We start from the raw sequence: 17,402 nt of genomic DNA on the forward strand, positions 1-17,402 counted from the left end.
CGGCGCGTGAAAAACTGGCAGAAAGACGCCCAACCGGAGTGGCCCGAGGCCGCGTCCGGGACGCGGGAGTTCCCGAAGACGGAGGCGGGGGCGTCCACGGGGAGCGGCATCTCCTGGTTCGGCGCAGACGCCGCCGACGTCGGCCCCCTGGCTGATTCCGCCGACGTCACGGACGTGCTGCCGGCGGTGAGCGGACCGGCCGACGTCACGGACGTGCTGCCGGCCGTGGGCGGAGCCGCCGACGCCACCGCGGTCCTGCCGCCCGTGCACGCGCCGGCCGACCCCACCGCCGTGCTGCCCGCGCTGTCCGGTTCCGGTGGCCCGGCGGACGCGCCGCGCGAGGGCTCCGGCCCGGCCGCCGGCGCCCCCGGGGACGTACCGCCGTCCACGACACCCGCACCGGCACCGGCACCGGCACCCGCGCCCGCGTCCCCGTCCGGGACCGGCGTCGCGGACGGGCGCCCCGCCGCCCCCGGCGCCACGACGAGCGGCTGGCCCGAACTCCCCAGGCCGGCCACCGCCACCGCCACCGCCGCTGTCCCCGCCCCCACCGCCGTCACGGATGTACTGCCCAGCGCTCCCGCCCGCGTACGCGACCCCTGGCCGGAGGGCGACGGCGCCCTCGGTCCGGCCGCCACCGCTCCCGGCGCGGACGAGCCGGAGCAGCACGACCCGCACGAGGTCACCGTCCAGCTCGACGCCGTACAGCTCGGGGACGGGGTGCTGCGCCGGGCGGCGGGCGGGCCGGTGTCCGCCGACGCGGCCGACCGGCCGGTCTTCGTCGACGAGTCGGGCCGCCGCAGCCGCCTCTACCGCCGGATAGGCATAGCCGTCGGCCTCGCCTGCGCCGTCTACGCCGTCGTCATGGTCGTGACCCTCCTGTCGGGCACCTCCGACGCGCCCTGGCTGCCCGTGCCGGGCCAGGAGGACGGCAAGCCGGCCGGCAAGGTCGACACCACCCCGCTGCCCACCGGACCGGTGGACCCCTCCGTCACCGGCAGCCCCTCCCCGCAGACCACGCCCTCCGCCACCGGCGCGGAGGAGCAGTCGCCGACCGCCGGCGCCTCCGCGACCGACACCGCGCCCGCGACCGGACCGACGCCGACCGAGACCGACCCCGGCCCGGCCGTCACCGACACCGCGCCCGCTCAGGACGGCGACGAGACCGAGCCCGACCCGACCGGCACGGCCACGGAACCGGCCGCCGGCTCGCCCGACCCGTCCCCGACGGACACCGGCGGCATCACGCCCGACCCGACCGGGACCACCGGCGGCGACAGCGCGGGCACCGGCATCGGCTCCGACACCCTCGCCCAGGCCCCGGGCACCTCGTCCCCCCGCTCACCGCTCGTGGAGTACACCTACTGATGGCCGCCCCCACCCGTCGTCACGGCGCCGCACCCCGAGCCCGTGGCGGCTCCCGGCGGCGCCGTCTGCCGCTGCGCCTGTTGCTGCCGGTGCTCGTCCTCGTCGCCCTGATGGCGATGCTCATGCTGCGCGGCTACGTGCACAGCGAGATCCTCGCCGACCACCGCGTCCAGCCGCCCGCCGCCACCGACCGGGTGCCGGAGGAGATCCTGGAGGGCGGCCCGGTCATCGACACCCGGGCCGGCCGCACCGACTCGATGAGCGTGCCCGACCGCAGACTGGTCCTCACCTTCGACGACGGCCCCGACCCGACCTGGACCCCGAAGGTCCTGGACGTGCTGAAGAAGCACCACGCGCACGCCGTCTTCTTCGTCACCGGCACGATGGCCTCCCGCTACCCGGACCTGGTGCAGCGGATGGTCGACGAGGGCCACGAGGTGGGCCTGCACACCTTCAACCACCCCGACCTCTCCTACCAGTCGCAGGCCCGCATCGACTGGGAGCTGTCGCAGAACCAGCTCGCCCTCACCGGCGCCGCCGGCATCCGCACCTCCCTCTTCCGCCCGCCGTACTCCTCCTTCGCCGACGCGATGGACAACAAGTCCTGGCCGGTGACGGAGTACATCGGCTCCCGCGGCTACCTCACCGTCGTCAACAACACCGACAGCGAGGACTGGAAGAAGCCCGGCGTCGACGAGATCATCCGCCGCGCCACCCCGCACGGCGGCAAGGGCGCCATCGTCCTGATGCACGACTCCGGCGGCGACCGCCACCAGACCGTGCGGGCGCTGGACAGGTTCCTGCCCGGCCTCCAGGAGAAGGGGTACGAGTTCGACAACCTCTCCGAGGCCCTGGACCTGCCCAGCGCGCACTCCGAGGTCACCGGCGCGGACCTCTGGAAGGCCAAGGCGTGGATCTTCCTGGTCCAGGCGTCGGAGAAGGTCACGGACGCCCTGGTCGTCGGCCTCGCGGTCATCGGCACGCTGGTCATCGGCCGGTTCGGGCTGATGCTCCTGCTCTCGGCCGCGCACGCCCGCAAGGTGCGCCGCCGGAGCTTCGCCTGGGGGCCGCCGGTCACCGAACCGGTGTCGGTGCTGGTCCCGGCGTACAACGAGGCCAAGTGCATCGAGAACACCGTCCGTTCCCTGATGTCGAGCGACCACCCCATCGAGATCGTCGTCGTCGACGACGGCTCCACGGACGGCACCGCCCGCATCGTCGAGGCGATGGGCCTGCCGAACGTACGGGTCGTCCGCCAGCTCAACGCGGGCAAGCCGGCGGCCCTCAACCGGGGCCTGGCCAACGCCACTCACGACATCGTCGTGATGATGGACGGCGACACGGTCTTCGAGTCCTCCACCGTCCGTGAACTCGTCCAGCCCTTCGGCGACCCGAAGGTCGGCGCGGTGGCCGGCAATGCCAAGGTCGGCAACAAGGACAGCCTCATCGGCGCCTGGCAGCACATCGAGTACGTGATGGGCTTCAACCTGGACCGCCGTATGTACGACGTCCTGGGCTGCATGCCGACCATCCCCGGCGCGGTCGGCGCCTTCCGCCGCTCCGCCCTGGCGCGCGTCGGCGGCATGAGCGACGACACCCTCGCCGAGGACACCGACGTCACGATGGCCCTGCACCGCGACGGCTGGAAGGTCGTCTACGCGGAGAACGCCCGCGCCTGGACGGAGGCCCCCGAGACCGTCCAGCAGCTCTGGTCCCAGCGCTACCGCTGGTCCTACGGCACGATGCAGGCCATCTGGAAGCACCGCCGCGCGGTCATCGACAAGGGCCCCTCGGGCCGCTTCGGCCGCGTGGGCCTCCCCTTCGTGTCCCTGTTCATGGTCGTGGCCCCCCTCCTGGCCCCCCTGATCGACATCTTCCTCCTCTACGGCATCATCTTCGGCCCGACCGAGAAGACGATCGGCGCCTGGCTGGGCGTTCTGGCGCTCCAGGCGGTCTGCGCGGCGTACGCCTTCCGCCTGGACCGCGAACGCATGACCCATCTGATTTCGCTGCCCCTCCAGCAGATCCTCTACCGCCAGCTCATGTACGTCGTGCTGCTCCAGTCCTGGATCACCGCTCTCACCGGCGGCCGCCTGCGCTGGCAGAAGCTGCGGCGGACGGGTGTCGTCGAGGCGCCCGGCGCGATACCGGCGCAGCGCCGCAGTGATGATCGGAGGCCCGTGGCATGACCCACGGCTACACGACCGGCACCCCGGGAACGCCCGAGGCGTCGTACGACTTCCCGCAGCAGCGCTCGGCGGACTCCGCGCCGCCGCCGACGGCCCCCACCGCCCCCGCCAAGCCGGGCCGCGACCGCTACCTGGACCTGCTGCGCTCGCTGGCCCTGGTCCGCGTGGTCGTCTACCACCTGTTCGGCTGGGCCTGGCTGACCGTGGTGTTCCCGTCGATGGGCGTGATGTTCGCGCTGGCGGGCTCGCTGATGGCGAGGTCGCTCAAACGCCCCGCGCTGAGCGTGATCCGCGGCCGGGTCCGCCGGCTGCTGCCGCCGCTGTGGCTGTTCAGCGCGGTGCTGCTGGCGATGATGCTCGGTGCCGGCTGGAACCCGCTGAAGGACCCGGACCACGGCGGCACCTGGGGCCTGGTCGAGCTGTTCAACTACATCGTGCCGATCGGCGCCCCGCCCTTCCCCTGGCACCTCGGCTCCAAGTCGGGCGTACTGGAGGACACCTGGGCGGTGCAGGCGGCGGGCGTGCTCTGGTACCTGCGCGCCTACCTGTGGTTCGTCATCGCCTCCCCCCTCCTGCTGTGGGCGTTCCGCCGGGCACCGTGGCCGACGCTGCTCGCTCCGCTGGGCCTGACCGCGATCGTGGGCACCGGCCTGGTGACCATCCCGGGCGAGACCGGCAACGCGGTCACCGACTTCGCGATCTACGGCGGCTGCTGGGTGCTCGGATTCGCCCACCACGAGGGGCTGCTGAAGCAGATCCCGCGCTACCTCTCGGTCTCCTGCTCGGCGCTGGTCATGGCCTTCGGCCTGTGGTGGGCCTCGAACCACCAGGGCCCCGACGGCTGGGACCTCAACGACATCCCGCTCGCCCAGGCCACCTGGTCCTTCGGCTTCGTGGTGATCCTGCTCCAGTACTCCCCGTCCTGGCAGGAACTCCCCGGCGCCCTGAGGAAGTGGGACAAGCTGGTGACGCTCTCCAACAACCGGGCGGTCACCATCTACCTCTGGCACAACCTCCTGATCATGGCGACGGTCCCCCTCATCGACTGCCTCTACGAACTGCCCTTCACACAGAGCGAGCGCGCGATGAGCGCCCTGGACACCACGTACATGCTCTGGATGTTCACCCTGGTCTGGCCCCTGATCGGGCTGATGACCCTGGCGGTGGGCTGGGTGGAGGACCTCGCGGCGAAGCGGAAGCCCCGGCTGTGGCCGAACGGCGCGAAGCGGAGCGCGCGCAGGGCGGGTCATCGGGGCTGAGGGGAACCCCTCGCCCTTGAACCGTGAACACTCGGGGGCGAAGTGTTCACGGTTCTGGGGGGGGGTGTCCTGGACGGATGCCGACGGGTGAGGACCCGCGTGGATCAGACGTCCCGGAACCCGCCGCTCCCGACAGCGCTGACGAACGCGGCGAACGACGCCCGGCTGAAGACGAGGGCGGGCCCGTCCGGTGCCTTGCTGTCCCGGACGGGGGCGGTGCAGGGGAGGTTCGCGGCGACCTCCAGGCAGGCTTGCTCACCGCCATGATCTTCTTGATGGTCTCCCGTGAGACGGCAACGGGGAGTGCGGCGTCGAGGGGCTCGCGGCCCCGCGTCACCGTTCTGCCGGACGGGACCGGCAAGTCCGTCCGGGCCGAACTGGCACGCCACGACCTCTCATCCCCGCCCCCCGCAGGGTGAGAGCAACGTTCCCCACCGGTCACCCACAGCCACAGCGCCGAAACGCGGCCTGCCTACCTTCGGAAGTCCGAAGCCCGGAGGAGCGTGGAGGCGTCATGGCAGCAGGTCGCTGGATCGAGCACTGGGACCCCGAGGACGAGTCGTTCTGGCAGCGGACCGGCGCGAGGATCGCCAACCGGAACCTGTTCTTCTCCGTGCTCTCCGAGCACATCGGGTTCTCGGTGTGGACCCTGTGGTCGGTGCTCGTGCTCTTCATGGGGCCGGAGTACGGGCTCACCCCCGCCGACAAGTTCCTGCTCACGTCCGTGGTGACGCTGGTCGGCGCCGTCGTCCGCGTCCCCTACACCTTCGCCGTCGCGATCTTCGGCGGGCGGAACTGGACGATCATCTCCGCCAGTCTGCTGCTCGTGCCGACCGTCGCCGCGTTCGCCGTCATGGAGCCGGGGACGTCCTTCTCGACCTTCCTCCTGGTCGGGCTGCTGGCCGGCATCGGCGGCGGCAACTTCGCCTCCTCCATGACCAACATCAACGCCTTCTTCCCGCTCAGGAAGAAGGGCTGGGCGCTCGGCATGAACGCCGGCGGCGGGAACATCGGGGTGCCGGTCATCCAGCTGGCCGCGCTCGCCATCATCGGGGCCAGTGGGGGGCCGAGGGTGCTGCTCGGGATCTACATCCCGCTGATCGTCGTCGCCGCCGTCCTCTCCGCGCTGTTCATGGACAACATCGCGTCCGTGAAGAACGACACCGGCGCCGCCAAGGACGCCGCCCGCGACCGGCACACCTGGATCATGTCCTTCCTGTACGTGGGGACGTTCGGGTCGTTCATCGGGTACTCGTTCGCCTTCGGGCAGGTGCTGCAGAGCGGGTTCGGGCGGACGCCGCTCCAGGCCGCCTACCTGACCTTCATCGGTCCGCTGCTCGGCTCGCTGATCCGGCCCGTCGGCGGGAGGCTCGCCGACAAGTACGGCGGCGCGAAGATCACGCTGTGGAACTACGTCGCCATGGGCGCCGCCACCGCCGTGCTCATCGTCGCCAGCATGCGGGACTCGCTGGGGCTGTTCGTCACCGCGTTCGTCGTGCTCTTCGTGCTCAGCGGGCTCGGCAACGGATCGACGTTCAAGATGATCCCCGGCATCTTCCAGGCGAAGGCCGAGGCCAAGGGGCTGACGGGGGAGGCCGCCGCTTCCTACGGACGGCGGCTGTCCGGGGCCTCCATGGGGCTGATCGGCGCCGTGGGCGCCCTCGGCGGCGTCGGGATCAACCTCGCCTTCCGGCAGTCCTTCCTCTCCTACGGCTCCGGCACCGGCGCCTTCGTCGCCTTCCTCGCCTTCTACGCCGCCTGCTTCGCGCTCACCTGGTCGGTATACCTTCGGCGTACGGTCGCCGGCGCCCCGAAGGCCGCCGCCCGCACGGAGGAGAACGCGCAGCTCAGCTACTCCAACGTATGACGTAACACTGGTGACATACATCCGAACCGAGCCTGTCACGAGCCGTTGACAGGCTCGGTCGGCACGATGGGCGCAAGTGATCCAAGCGGGACGAGGCCATGGACGACGTACAGCAGCGAACCGACGACCACGGACCCCTGGCCGGCTTCACCGTCGGCGTGACCGCCGCCCGCCGGGCCGACGAGCTGGGGGCCCTGCTCACCCGGCGCGGCGCCGCCGTGCTGCACGCCCCGGCCATCCGGATCGTGCCGCTCGCCGACGACAGCGAGCTGCTCGCGGCCACCAAGGAACTCATCGACCAGGCGCCCGACGTCGTCATCGCCACCACCGCCATCGGGTTCCGGGGGTGGATCGAGGCCGCCGAGGGGTGGGGGCTCGGCGAGGCCCTGCTGGGGCGGCTGCGCACGGTGCAGCTGCTGGCGCGCGGCCCCAAGGTCAAGGGCGCGGTGCGGGCCGCCGGGCTGACCGAGGAGTGGTCGCCGTCGTCCGAGTCCATGGCGGAAGTACTGGACCGGCTGCTGGAGGAGGGCGTCGACGGGCGGCGGGTCGCCGTCCAGCTGCACGGGGAGCCGCTGCCGGGGTTCGTGGAGTCGCTGCGGGCGGGCGGCGCCGAAGTGGTCGGCGTACCGGTGTACCGGTGGATGCCTCCCGAGGACATCGGACCCGTCGACCGGCTGCTGGACGCCGCCGTCTCCCGCGGCCTGGACGCCGTCACCTTCACCAGCGCGCCCGCCGCCGCCTCCCTGCTCTCCCGCGCCGACGAACGCGGCCTGCTGCCCGAGCTGCTCACCGCCTTCGGCCACGACGTGCTCCCGGCCTGCGTCGGCCCGGTCACCGCGCTGCCGCTCCAGTCCCGCGGCATCGACACCGTCCAGCCGGAGCGGTTCCGGCTCGGGCCCCTGGTGCAGTCGCTGTGCCGGGAACTGCCCGCCCGCGCGCGGTCGCTGCCGGTCGCCGGGCACCGGGTCGAGATCCGCGGGCACGCCGTACTGGTGGACGGCGAGCTGAAACCCGTACCGCCCGCCGGGATGTCGCTGCTGCGTACGCTCTCCCGCCGCCCCGGCTGGGTGGTGCCCCGCGCCGAGCTGCTGCGCGCCCTGCCCGGCGCCGGACGCGACGAACACGCCGTCGAGACCGCGATGGCCCGGCTGCGCACCGCCCTGGGCACGCCGAAGCTGATCCAGACCGTCGTCAAGCGCGGCTACCGGCTCGCCCTGGACCCGTCGGCCGAGACCAAGTACGACGCCTAGCGTCACAGTCGGGCCGGTCGGGCCGGTCGGCCGGTCGGCCGGTACAGGGGGTTCCGGCGGCCCGCGCGGGCAGGCACTGTGGGAGGACGGTTCCCCCCAGTCCCAGAGCCCGGGCGGTGACAGGAACATGGCGCGCTTCGACACCGGACGACCCTGCCTGGACCTGCTCGCCACCGCCCATCCCGGCGAACGCCTCGACTCCGTCGACACCCTGCGCGCCTGGATCACCGGCTCCGGACTGGTCCCGCCGGGCACTCTCCTCGACCACGCCGACCGCGCCTGGCTCACCGGCTTCCGCGACCTGCGCGCCCACACCGCGCGCCTGGTACGCGACCGCCTCACCCCCGGCGCGCACCCGCACGCCCGCGCGCTCGCCCGCGTCAACGACCTCGCCCGCGCCGCGCCCCCGGCCCCCCGGGCGCTGCCCACCGAAGGCGGCGACCTCGTACGGCAGTTGACCGCGCCGCCCGAGTGCGCGGCACTGCTCGGCGCCCTCGCCCGGGACGCCGTGGAACTGCTCACCGACCCCGCCGCCCGCGCGTGCCTGCGCCAGTGCGAGGGCGACAACTGCCCGGTCGTCTACCTGGACACGTCCCGGGGCCGCCGCAGGCGCTGGTGCTCCAGCGAGATCTGCGGCAACCGGGAACGCGTCGCCCGCCACCGGCGCCGGGCCGCCGCGCCGGCCCGTGCCTGAGGGCGCCGTCCCGCGCGCTCAGGCCTTCCGAGGCCGCGCCGGCGGCTGCGGCAGCCTCGCCCCGCGCACCAGCCGGCCCAGCAGGACCGCGTTGAACAGCCCGGACAGGGTCACGCCGGCCGAGAAGGCCAGGGTCCCGAACCAGTCGGGTCCGGCCGGGGCCGCCAGCAGGGCGACGAAGCCGAGCGGCGCCGTGGCCAGCGTCGGCCAGACGCCCGCGAACCCCGGGTCCGGCGACAGGTACACGGCGTACAGGAAGAAGCCCAGCGAGGCCGCGACGAGGGCGAGGTAGCCGCGGGCGGGCCAGTTGTCCACGGCGGGGGTCAGCAGGGCGCGCGGCCGGTGGGCGCGGCCACCGGCCGAGGGCGCCGGCTCCGTCCGGGACGCCCCCGCGGCAGCCGGCCGGTCCTCGACGAGGGCCCCGACCACCGCGGCGTTCACCAAGGCGCACAGCACCAGCCACAGCAACCAGAGTCCGACGGCCGGCGTCAGGCCCGCCCCCTCCGCCGCGCTGCCCGGCCCGAAGGGCAGGGCCACCCCCGCGAACGACAGCGGTGCCGTGAGCAGCATGGGGTCCACGGGGAGGGCGAGGTCCGGGAACAGGAGCACGAGCAGCACGGAGACGGCGACGAGGGCCAGGTAGCCCCGGGCGGGCCAGTTGCCCGTGGCGAGCGTGAGGAACCGGCGCGGGCGCGGCGTCGACATCGTGAAGTCTCCCTGGTCGGACGGTGATCGAGGCAGGTCCAGCCTGGCCCCGCGCGCCCGCCCGGGCATGAGTACCCGTACTCAACGCCGGTACGGCACGTGAATCTGTCCGCTCCCTTTGAACGCCTCACCCTCCCCGTCCGTACCGAATGGGCGAGCGACCGACTCGGGGGAACCCCCGGACACCGGAGGTGGGCGTGCGCAAGGATCCCGTCGTGGCCAAGGAACGTGGTACGAGGGCCCGACACCGGATGTCCGCGAGGTCCTCCTCGGAACCCGACGAGGAGCTGATGCGGGCGCTCTACCGGGAACACGCCGGACCCCTGCTGGCGTACGTGCTGCGGCTGGTCGCGGGGGACCGGCAGCGCGCCGAGGACGTCGTGCAGGAGACACTCATCCGGGCCTGGAAGAACGCCGGTTCGCTCAACCGGGCGACCGGATCGGTACGCCCCTGGCTGGTGACGGTCGCCCGGCGCATCGTCATCGACGGCCATCGCAGCCGGCAGGCCCGGCCGCAGGAGGTCGATCCGTCGCCGCTGGAGGTCATCCCCGCGGAGGACGAGATCGACAAGGCGCTGTGGCTGATGACGCTGTCGGACGCGCTCGACGACCTGACCCCGGCCCACCGGGAAGTGCTCGTCGAGACGTACTTCAAAGGGCGTACCGTCAATGAGGCGGCCGAGACCCTGGGCATACCCAGCGGCACGGTCCGCTCCCGGGTGTTCTACGCCCTGCGGTCGATGAAGCTGGCACTGGAGGAGCGGGGGGTGACGGCGTGACGAACGGTGTGCACGGGGGATTCGGCGCGGGAGGTTCGGGTATGGCTGGCCCCATGCGGGAGCCCGAGGTGCCGAACGAGCACGAGACCGTCGGCGCCTACGCCCTCGGCATCCTCGACGAGGCCGAGGCCACCGCCTTCGAACGGCACCTGGCCGGCTGCGAGTGGTGCGCCCAGCAGCTCGACGAGCTGGCCGGCCTGGAGCCGATGATGGCCGCGCTCGCCGGTCTGCCGGGCGGCGCGACGGAGGGCGCGACGGGCGGCGTGACCGGCGGCGCGGCAGGCGGCGTGGGCACGCCCGCGCTCGGCGAGTCCCTGGCCGCCCGGCCCGCGCCGCGGCTGGCGGAGAAACTCGTCGACGAGGTCGCCGAGCGACGCGCCCGCAAGAAGCGCCGCAACCTCTACCTGGTGGGCACCGCCGCCGCGCTGATCGTCGGCGGCCCGTTCGCCGCCGTGGCGACCACCAGCGGGGACGGCGGCGGCCGGACCGGCGAGAGTCGGCAGAGCGCCGGCCCCGCCCAGGAGGCGTTCGGCGACATGACCGACCGGGTCAGCGCCACCGACCCCGCCACCCAGGTCAGCGCGACCGTGGCGGTGGAGAAGAAGGCGTGGGGCACGCACGCGGTCCTGGAGCTGAAGAACGTCAAGGGGCCGGAGAAGTGCGCCCTGATCGCCGTCGGGAAGAACGGCGAGCGCGAGACGGTCACGTCGTGGTCCGTCCCGGAGTGGGGGTACGGCATCCCGGACGCCACCACCGACAAGGCCAAACAGCCGCTCTACGTGCACGGCGGCGCCGCCTTCCAGCCGAACCAGATCGACCACTTCGAGGTCATGACCTTCGGCGGCGAGCGGCTGGTCGAGGTCGACGCGTAGCTTCACCGGCCCCCTTCGCGTACGGTTGACGGCTGCCCAGCACGTCAGAAGGGGGCCCGGTGGCCGCACAGGCACAACAGGATTCGGCCGTCGACTCGGACAGAGAGAACTCGGACGGAGAGAACTCTGCGCGAGACCGAGAGATCAGCGGGGAGCAGGCGCACCTGGACCGGGTGTACCTGCGGCTGGAGGAGAAGATCCACGAGGCGGAGTTCCTCATGGACGACGCCGCCCGGCGCGGCCAGGTCGGCACGCCCGGCGCGCTGGCCGAGCGGGACGCCCAGGTCTTCCGGGCGGGCGTCCATCTCAACCGGCTGAACAGCGAGTTCGAGGACTTCCTGTTCGGCCGGATCGACCTGCTGCGGGGCAAGGACGGCAAGAAGGGGCCGGACGGCGCCTACACGGCCGTGGAGCCCGCCGAGGGGGCGGTACGGCCGGACAACACCGCCGACATCGCCGAGACCCTGCACATCGGCCGGATCGGCGTCCTGGACGCGGAGTACGCCCCGCTGGTCATCGACTGGCGGGCGCCCGCCGCCGCGCCGTTCTACCGGTCCACCCCGGTCGCCCCGGGACGGGTCGTGCGCCGCCGCGTCATCCGTTCCAAGGGGCGGCGCGTCCTCGGCGTCGAGGACGACCTGATGCGCCCCGAGATCACCGCGTACCTGGACGGCCGGGAACTGCCGGTGATCGGCGACGGCGCCCTGATGGCCGCCCTCGGCCAGGCCCGTACCCACTCCATGCGGGACATCGTCGCCTCCATCCAGGCCGAGCAGGACCTGGTCATCCGCGCTCCCGCCGCCTCCGTGACCTACGTGGAGGGCGGCCCCGGCACCGGCAAGACCGCCGTCGCCCTGCACCGGGCGGCGTACCTGCTCTACCAGGACCGGCGCCGGTACGCGGGCGGCATCCTCATCGTCTCCCCGACCCCGCTGCTCGTCGCGTACACCGAGGGCGTCCTGCCCTCCCTCGGCGAGGAGGGCCAGGTCGCCATCCGCGCCATCGGCTCCCTGGCCGACGACGCGTCCGGTGCCGGGGCCACGCTCTACGACTCCCCGGCCACCGCCCGCGCCAAGGGCTCGGCCCGGATGCTGAAGGTGCTGCGCCGGGCCGCCCGCGGAGCCCTGGAGCTGAACGATTCACCGGCCCGGCTGCGGGTCGTCGCCTTCGGGCGCCGCCTCGAACTGGAGGCCGAGGAGCTGGCGGAGATCCGGCGCACCGCGCTCGGCGGCACCGCCCCCGTCAACCTGCTGCGTCCCCGCGCCCGCAAGCTGCTCCTGGACGCCCTGTGGGCGAAGTCCGGCGCCGGCACCCGGCACACCGACCCGGAACTCGCCGCCGAGCTGCGTTCCTCCTTCGACGAGGACGTGACCTCCGAGGACCCGTTCATCGCCTTCCTCGACGCCTGGTGGCCGGAGCTGACGCCGCGCTCGGTGCTGGCCGCCATGGCCGACGAGAAGCGGCTGGGCCGCTGGGCGCGGCGGGTGCTCAACCCCGGCGAGGTGCGCAAGGTGGCCCGCTCGCTGCGGCGCGAGGGGTACTCGGTGCACGACGTCGCCCTGCTCGACGAGCTCCAGGCGATCCTGGGCGCCCCGGCCCGCCCCCGGGGGCGCCGCGAACTGGACCCCCTGGACCAGCTCACCGGCCTGGAGGAGCTGATGCCGCAGCGCGAGGAGACCCGGCGGGAGCGGGCCGAGCGGCTGGCCGAGGAGCGCACCGAGTACGCCCACGTCATCGTCGACGAGGCGCAGGACCTCACGCCGATGCAGTGGCGCATGGTCGGCCGCCGCGGCCGGCACGCCACCTGGACGGTCGTCGGAGACCCGGCCCAGTCCTCCTGGTCCGACCCGGACGAGGCGGCGGCCGCCCGCGACGAGGCCCTCGGTAGCCGCCCGCGCCGCCGCTTCGAGCTGACCGTCAACTACCGCAACCCGGCCGAGATCGCCGAGCTGGCGGCCAAGGTGCTCGCCCTCGCCATGCCCGGGTCGCGGTCACCGCGGGCGGTCCGTTCCACCGGCGTCGAGCCCCGCTTCGCCGTCGTCCGCGGCTCCCTGGCCGACACCGTCCGCGAGGAGGCCGCGCGGCTCCTGGAGCGGGTCGACGGCACGGTCGGCGTCGTCGTCGCCATGAACCGCCGCGAGGAGGCCCGGCGCTGGCTGAAGGGGCTCGGGGAGCGAGTGGTGGCGCTGGGCAGCCTGGAGGCCAAGGGCCTGGAGTACGACGCCACGGTGGTCGTCTCCCCGGCCGAGATCGCCGACGAGTCACCGGCCGGACTGCGCGTCCTCTACGTCGCCCTGACCCGGGCCACCCAGCAGCTCACGGTCGTCTCCGGGGAGCGGGACGAACCGGACGCGGCGGGGGTGCCGGACCTGCTGCGCGACTGAGACGGCACGAGGCCCGCACCCTGGGGGTGCGGGCCTCGACCTACGCTCTGGTGACACCGACCCGCCATGCTCGCCTCGCGGCAAGTGGTCGCTCGTAGCGACGAAGGTTGGGCCCGGGGGCTTGGATCGGGCCGGTGCCACGTCCAAGGTAACAAACGATCCCCGCGAGACCATTCCCGTCCCGGACTTCTCTTCTCACGTTCACCTGATTCTCGTATGGTGGAACTCGTTTTCCGAAAGTGGGGGCGGCTACCACGTACTCAGGGGTAGGTGCGACCATCGGACGGCACGACCAAGCGACACGGTTCACGGTTTAAGCAGAGGAAGAAGTCGGCCATGGCTACGGCGCCCAGCGTCTCCTACTCGATGACCATCAGGCTGGAGGTGCCCGCGAGCGGAACCGCCGTCTCGCAGCTCACCACGGCCGTGGAGTCCTCCGGAGGCTCGGTGACCGGCCTCGACGTCACGGCGTCCGGCCACGACAAGCTCCGCATCGACGTCACCATCGCGGCCGGCTCGACCTCCCACGCCGACGAGATCGTGCAGGAACTGCGCGGCATCGAGGGCGTCACCCTGGGCAAGGTCTCCGACCGTACGTTCCTGATGCACCTCGGCGGCAAGATCGAGATGGCGTCGAAGCACCCCATCCGCAACCGTGACGACCTCTCCATGGTCTACACGCCGGGCGTCGCCCGCGTCTGCATGGCGATCGCCGAGAACCCCGAGGACGCGCGCCGCCTCACCATCAAGCGCAACTCCGTCGCGGTGGTCACCGACGGCTCGGCCGTCCTCGGCCTCGGCAACATCGGCCCCAAGGCCGCGCTGCCCGTCATGGAGGGCAAGGCGGCCCTCTTCAAGCGGTTCGCCGGCATCGACGCCTGGCCGATCTGCCTGGACACCCAGGACACCGACGCGATCGTCGAGATCGTCAAGGCGATCGCCCCGGGCTTCGCCGGCATCAACCTGGAGGACATCTCCGCGCCGCGCTGCTTCGAGATCGAGGCCCGGCTGCGCGAGGCCCTGGACATCCCCGTCTTCCACGACGACCAGCACGGCACCGCCATCGTCGTCCTCGCCGCCCTCACCAACGCCCTGCGCGTGGTCGACAAGGGCATCGAGAACGTGCGGGTGGTGATGTCCGGCGCGGGCGCGGCCGGTACGGCGATCCTGAAGCTGCTGCTGGCCGCCGGGGTGAAGAACGCCGTCGTCGCCGACATCCACGGCGTGGTGCACGCCGGCCGCGAGGACCTGGTCGGCGCCGCCCCCGAGTCGGCGCTGCGCTGGATCGCGGACAACACCAACCCCGAGGGCCTCACCGGCACCCTCAAGGAGGCCGTGCGCGGCGCCGACGTCTTCATCGGCGTCTCCGCCCCGAACGTCCTGGACGGCGACGACGTGGCCGCGATGGCGGACGGCGCGATCGTGTTCGCGCTGGCCAACCCCGACCCCGAGGTCGACCCCGCCGTCGCCCGCCGGACGGCCGCGGTGGTCGCCACCGGCCGCAGCGACTTCCCGAACCAGATCAACAACGTGCTGGTCTTCCCGGGCGTCTTCCGCGGCCTGCTGGACGCCCAGTCCCGCACCGTCAACACCGAGATGATGCTGGCCGCCGCGACCGCCCTGGCGGACGTGGTGACCGAGGACGAGCTGAACCCGAACTACATCGTCCCGTCCGTCTTCAACGACAAGGTCGCGGGCGCCGTGGCCGGCGCGGTGCGCGAGGCCGCGAAGGCGGCGGGCGCCACCGTCTCCTAGTTCCCGGGGACACCGCGCGCGCCGGTTGTGAGGATCGCCACGGAGGCGGGGCGGTTCTCACCGCGCGTCGCTGGTCCGGCGCCCTCCGGCGGCCCCTTAGGGTGGGCGGCCGGGCCCGGGCAGTCTCTTCGTGTGACTCCCGCGGGTGTTCTCGTGACTCCTGCGGGTGCCGGATTGGCTTTACCGCCGCAGGTAGAGGCAGGATGCCTCCCTGGGCGCGTGGGTCTGGCGACGGACCTGCCCAACATGCGGCTACGCCGCGTGCCACGCCTCAACGGCAAGAAGAACACGGGAGTAACAACATGAACCGCAGTGAGCTGGTGGCCGCGCTGGCCGACCGCGCCGAGGTGACCCGCAAGGACGCCGACGCCGTACTGGCCGCGTTCGCCGAGGTCGTCGGCGACATCGTCTCCAAGGGCGACGAGAAGGTCACCGTCCCCGGCTTCCTGACCTTCGAGCGCACCCACCGTGCCGCTCGCACCGCACGCAACCCGCAGACCGGCGAGCCGATCCAGATCCCGGCCGGCTACAGCGTGAAGGTCTCCGCGGGCTCCAAGCTCAAGGAAGCGGCCAAGGGCAAGTAAGCCGCCGGCGCCCCTCGCGGGGCGCTCAGCGCAACGCCGATGGGGCGGTCACCCGAGTCCGGGTGACCGCCCCATCGGCGTCGCGTCAGGCAGGGGCCTAGCCGAGCGCCTTGCCCGGCAGTTCCACCTTCGCGCCCAGTTCCACGAGCTTCTCCATGAAGTTCTCGTAGCCCCGGTTGATCAGGTCGATGCCGTGCACCCGGGACGTGCCCTGCGCGGCCAGGGCCGCGATCAGGTACGAGAAGCCGCCGCGCAGGTCGGGGATGACCAGGTCGGCGCCCTCCAGGCGGGTCGGGCCCGACACGACGGCCGAGTGCAGGAAGTTGCGCTGGCCGAAACGGCAGTCGGAGCCGCCCAGGCACTCGCGGTAGAGCTGGATGTGGGCGCCCATCTGGTTCAGCGCAGAGGTGAAGCCGAGCCGGGACTCGTAGACCGTCTCGTGGATGATGGACAGGCCCGTGGCCTGCGTGAGCGCCACCACCAGCGGCTGCTGCCAGTCGGTCTGGAAGCCGGGGTGCACGTCCGTCTCCAGGGCGATGGACTTGAGCCGTCCGCCCGGGTGCCAGAAGCGGATGCCCTCGTCGTCGATCTCGAAGGCGCCGCCCACCTTGCGGTAGGTGTTCAGGAACGTCATCATCGACCGCTGCTGGGCGCCGCGCACGTACACGTTGCCCTCGGTGGCCAGCGCCGCCGACGCCCAGGACGCCGCCTCCAGGCGGTCGGCGAGGGCGTGGTGGTTGTAGCCGCCCAGCTCGTCCACGCCGGTCACCCGGATGGTCCGGTCGGTGTCCATCGCGATGATCGCGCCCATCTTCTGCAGGACGCAGATCAGGTCCTCGATCTCCGGCTCGACGGCCGCGTTGGACAGCTCCGTGACGCCCTCGGCGAGCACCGCCGTCAGCAGCACCTGCTCGGTGGCGCCGACCGACGGGTACGGCAGCCGGATCTTGGTGCCGCGCAGCCGCTGCGGGGCCTCCAGGTACTGCCCGTCCGCCCGCTTCTCGATGGTCGCGCCGAACTGCCGCAGCACGTCGAAGTGGAAGTCGATGGGCCGCCCGCCGATGTCGCAGCCGCCCAGGCCCGGGATGAAGGCGTGGCCGAGCCGGTGCAGCAGCGGCCCGCAGAACAGGATCGGGATGCGGCTGGAGCCCGCGTGGGCGTCGATGTCGGCGACGTTGGCGCTCTCCACGTGCGTCGGGTCGAGCACCAGCTCGCCCGGTTCGTCGCCCGGACGGACCGTCACGCCGTGCAGTTGCAGCAGTCCGCGTACGACCCGCACGTCGCGGATGTCCGGAACATTGCGCAGCCGGCTCGGCGCGCTGCCGAGGAGGGCGGCCACCATGGCCTTCGGTACGAGGTTCTTCGCACCGCGGACACGGATCTCGCCCTCCAGCGGGGTTCCGCCGTGGACAAGCAGTACGTCATCAGCGCCGTTGACGGTCATGAATCTCGCGTTCCGTGGGGTGGGGCAGGGGCCAGAAGGGAAAGGGTAATCGTCCCCCGGCCCCGCGCTGTAAGCCCAGGGAGGGCACAGCCGTTTCACGGCCGCGTCACAACACGAGGCGTTCCCCGGCGGCCACATGGGGTCACGGTGGCGGGCGCGCGGCGGGGCGTGCCGGGGTACCGCCTGAGCTGCGTTCACTCCGGTGCCCCCGATTGCCTCCCCACCGTGCGGGAAGATGCGGGATCATGTCAG

14 protein-coding genes are annotated in these 17,402 nt (G+C 72.6%); 11 read left to right on the forward strand and 3 right to left on the reverse strand.

Features of this window, described 5'->3' with window-relative positions; genetic code table 11:
• Nucleotides 1–6: 6 nt before the first annotated feature.
• From ACZ3IG_RS00270 to ACZ3IG_RS00280, 3 genes are read left to right on the forward strand one after another with little or no spacing between them, the layout of a single operon-like run.
• A complete protein-coding gene (locus ACZ3IG_RS00270; RefSeq protein ID WP_467427612.1) occupies nt 7–1,368 on the forward strand; it encodes a hypothetical protein in 1,362 nt (453 codons plus the stop codon).
• Nucleotides 1,368–3,557 (forward strand): polysaccharide deacetylase family protein, encoded by a 2,190-nt coding sequence (locus ACZ3IG_RS00275; RefSeq protein WP_467427613.1) that lies wholly within the window; start codon nt 1,368–1,370, stop codon nt 3,555–3,557. The genes ACZ3IG_RS00270 and ACZ3IG_RS00275 overlap by 1 nt, the downstream gene beginning before the upstream one ends.
• Nucleotides 3,554–4,816: an acyltransferase family protein gene (locus tag ACZ3IG_RS00280; RefSeq protein WP_467427614.1), complete on the forward strand. Its 1,263-nt coding sequence runs from the start codon at nt 3,554–3,556 to the stop codon at nt 4,814–4,816. The genes ACZ3IG_RS00275 and ACZ3IG_RS00280 overlap by 4 nt, the downstream gene beginning before the upstream one ends.
• Before the next feature lie 104 nt (nt 4,817–4,920).
• On the opposite strand, the gene ACZ3IG_RS00285 is transcribed toward ACZ3IG_RS00280, so the two are convergent.
• A complete protein-coding gene (locus ACZ3IG_RS00285) occupies nt 4,921–5,205 on the reverse strand; it encodes a DUF397 domain-containing protein (RefSeq protein WP_467427616.1) in 285 nt (94 codons plus the stop codon).
• Nucleotides 5,206–5,330: 125 nt separating this feature from the next.
• On the opposite strand from ACZ3IG_RS00285, the gene ACZ3IG_RS00290 reads away from it, so the two are divergent.
• The 3 genes from ACZ3IG_RS00290 (at nt 5,331) to ACZ3IG_RS00300 (ending at nt 8,627) form a co-directional block, all read left to right on the forward strand.
• Nucleotides 5,331–6,683: a nitrate/nitrite transporter gene (locus ACZ3IG_RS00290; RefSeq protein WP_467427617.1), complete on the forward strand. Its 1,353-nt coding sequence runs from the start codon at nt 5,331–5,333 to the stop codon at nt 6,681–6,683.
• 98 nt (nt 6,684–6,781) lie between these two features.
• A complete protein-coding gene (locus tag ACZ3IG_RS00295) occupies nt 6,782–7,933 on the forward strand; it encodes a uroporphyrinogen-III synthase (protein WP_467427618.1) in 1,152 nt (383 codons plus the stop codon).
• 127 nt (nt 7,934–8,060) lie between these two features.
• Nucleotides 8,061–8,627, forward strand: coding sequence for a CGNR zinc finger domain-containing protein (locus ACZ3IG_RS00300; protein ID WP_467427620.1), 567 nt, complete (start codon nt 8,061–8,063; stop codon nt 8,625–8,627).
• An 18-nt stretch (nt 8,628–8,645) separates the two neighbouring features.
• On the opposite strand, the gene ACZ3IG_RS00305 is transcribed toward ACZ3IG_RS00300, so the two are convergent.
• Nucleotides 8,646–9,332 carry an SCO4225 family membrane protein gene (locus ACZ3IG_RS00305; RefSeq protein ID WP_467427622.1) on the reverse strand — a complete coding sequence of 229 codons (687 nt, stop codon included), beginning with the start codon at nt 9,330–9,332 and terminating at the stop codon, nt 8,646–8,648.
• Between the two features lie 191 nt (nt 9,333–9,523).
• Between ACZ3IG_RS00305 and ACZ3IG_RS00310 the strand changes: the two genes are divergently transcribed.
• From ACZ3IG_RS00310 to ACZ3IG_RS00330, 5 genes are all read left to right on the forward strand, one after another.
• The gene (locus ACZ3IG_RS00310; RefSeq protein WP_361159840.1) at nt 9,524–10,111 is read left to right on the forward strand and encodes a sigma-70 family RNA polymerase sigma factor; all 588 of its coding nucleotides are present in this window, start codon (nt 9,524–9,526) and stop codon (nt 10,109–10,111) included.
• A 41-nt stretch (nt 10,112–10,152) separates the two neighbouring features.
• Complete coding sequence (locus tag ACZ3IG_RS00315; RefSeq protein WP_467427624.1) at nt 10,153–10,983, forward strand: zf-HC2 domain-containing protein; 831 nt, start codon at nt 10,153–10,155, stop codon at nt 10,981–10,983.
• 59 nt (nt 10,984–11,042) lie between these two features.
• Complete coding sequence (locus ACZ3IG_RS00320) at nt 11,043–13,367, forward strand: HelD family protein (protein WP_467427625.1); 2,325 nt, start codon at nt 11,043–11,045, stop codon at nt 13,365–13,367.
• 336 nt (nt 13,368–13,703) lie between these two features.
• Nucleotides 13,704–15,122 carry an NAD-dependent malic enzyme gene (locus ACZ3IG_RS00325; RefSeq protein WP_467427626.1) on the forward strand — a complete coding sequence of 473 codons (1,419 nt, stop codon included), beginning with the start codon at nt 13,704–13,706 and terminating at the stop codon, nt 15,120–15,122.
• A gap of 302 nt (nt 15,123–15,424) precedes the next feature.
• Nucleotides 15,425–15,706: an HU family DNA-binding protein gene (locus ACZ3IG_RS00330; RefSeq protein WP_004987462.1), complete on the forward strand. Its 282-nt coding sequence runs from the start codon at nt 15,425–15,427 to the stop codon at nt 15,704–15,706.
• Between the two features lie 97 nt (nt 15,707–15,803).
• On the opposite strand, the gene murA is transcribed toward ACZ3IG_RS00330, so the two are convergent.
• Nucleotides 15,804–17,150: a UDP-N-acetylglucosamine 1-carboxyvinyltransferase gene (gene murA, locus ACZ3IG_RS00335; RefSeq protein ID WP_467427629.1), complete on the reverse strand. Its 1,347-nt coding sequence runs from the start codon at nt 17,148–17,150 to the stop codon at nt 15,804–15,806.
• Nucleotides 17,151–17,402 lie beyond the last annotated feature (252 nt).

This window comes from Streptomyces sp. NPDC016677, from assembly GCF_055562815.1.

Coding starts and splice junctions, on each gene's coding strand:
- ACZ3IG_RS00315 (WP_467427624.1), top strand. CDS start 10,153: ATGGCTGGCCCCATGCGGGAGCCCGAGGTGCCGAACGAGCACGAGACC.
- ACZ3IG_RS00330 (WP_004987462.1), top strand. CDS start 15,425: ATGAACCGCAGTGAGCTGGTGGCCGCGCTGGCCGACCGCGCCGAGGTG.
- ACZ3IG_RS00305 (WP_467427622.1), bottom strand. CDS start 9,332: ATGTCGACGCCGCGCCCGCGCCGGTTCCTCACGCTCGCCACGGGCAAC.
- murA (WP_467427629.1), bottom strand. CDS start 17,150: ATGACCGTCAACGGCGCTGATGACGTACTGCTTGTCCACGGCGGAACC.
- ACZ3IG_RS00295 (WP_467427618.1), top strand. CDS start 6,782: ATGGACGACGTACAGCAGCGAACCGACGACCACGGACCCCTGGCCGGC.
- ACZ3IG_RS00290 (WP_467427617.1), top strand. CDS start 5,331: ATGGCAGCAGGTCGCTGGATCGAGCACTGGGACCCCGAGGACGAGTCG.
- ACZ3IG_RS00280 (WP_467427614.1), top strand. CDS start 3,554: ATGACCCACGGCTACACGACCGGCACCCCGGGAACGCCCGAGGCGTCG.
- ACZ3IG_RS00275 (WP_467427613.1), top strand. CDS start 1,368: ATGGCCGCCCCCACCCGTCGTCACGGCGCCGCACCCCGAGCCCGTGGC.
- ACZ3IG_RS00325 (WP_467427626.1), top strand. CDS start 13,704: ATGGCTACGGCGCCCAGCGTCTCCTACTCGATGACCATCAGGCTGGAG.
- ACZ3IG_RS00300 (WP_467427620.1), top strand. CDS start 8,061: ATGGCGCGCTTCGACACCGGACGACCCTGCCTGGACCTGCTCGCCACC.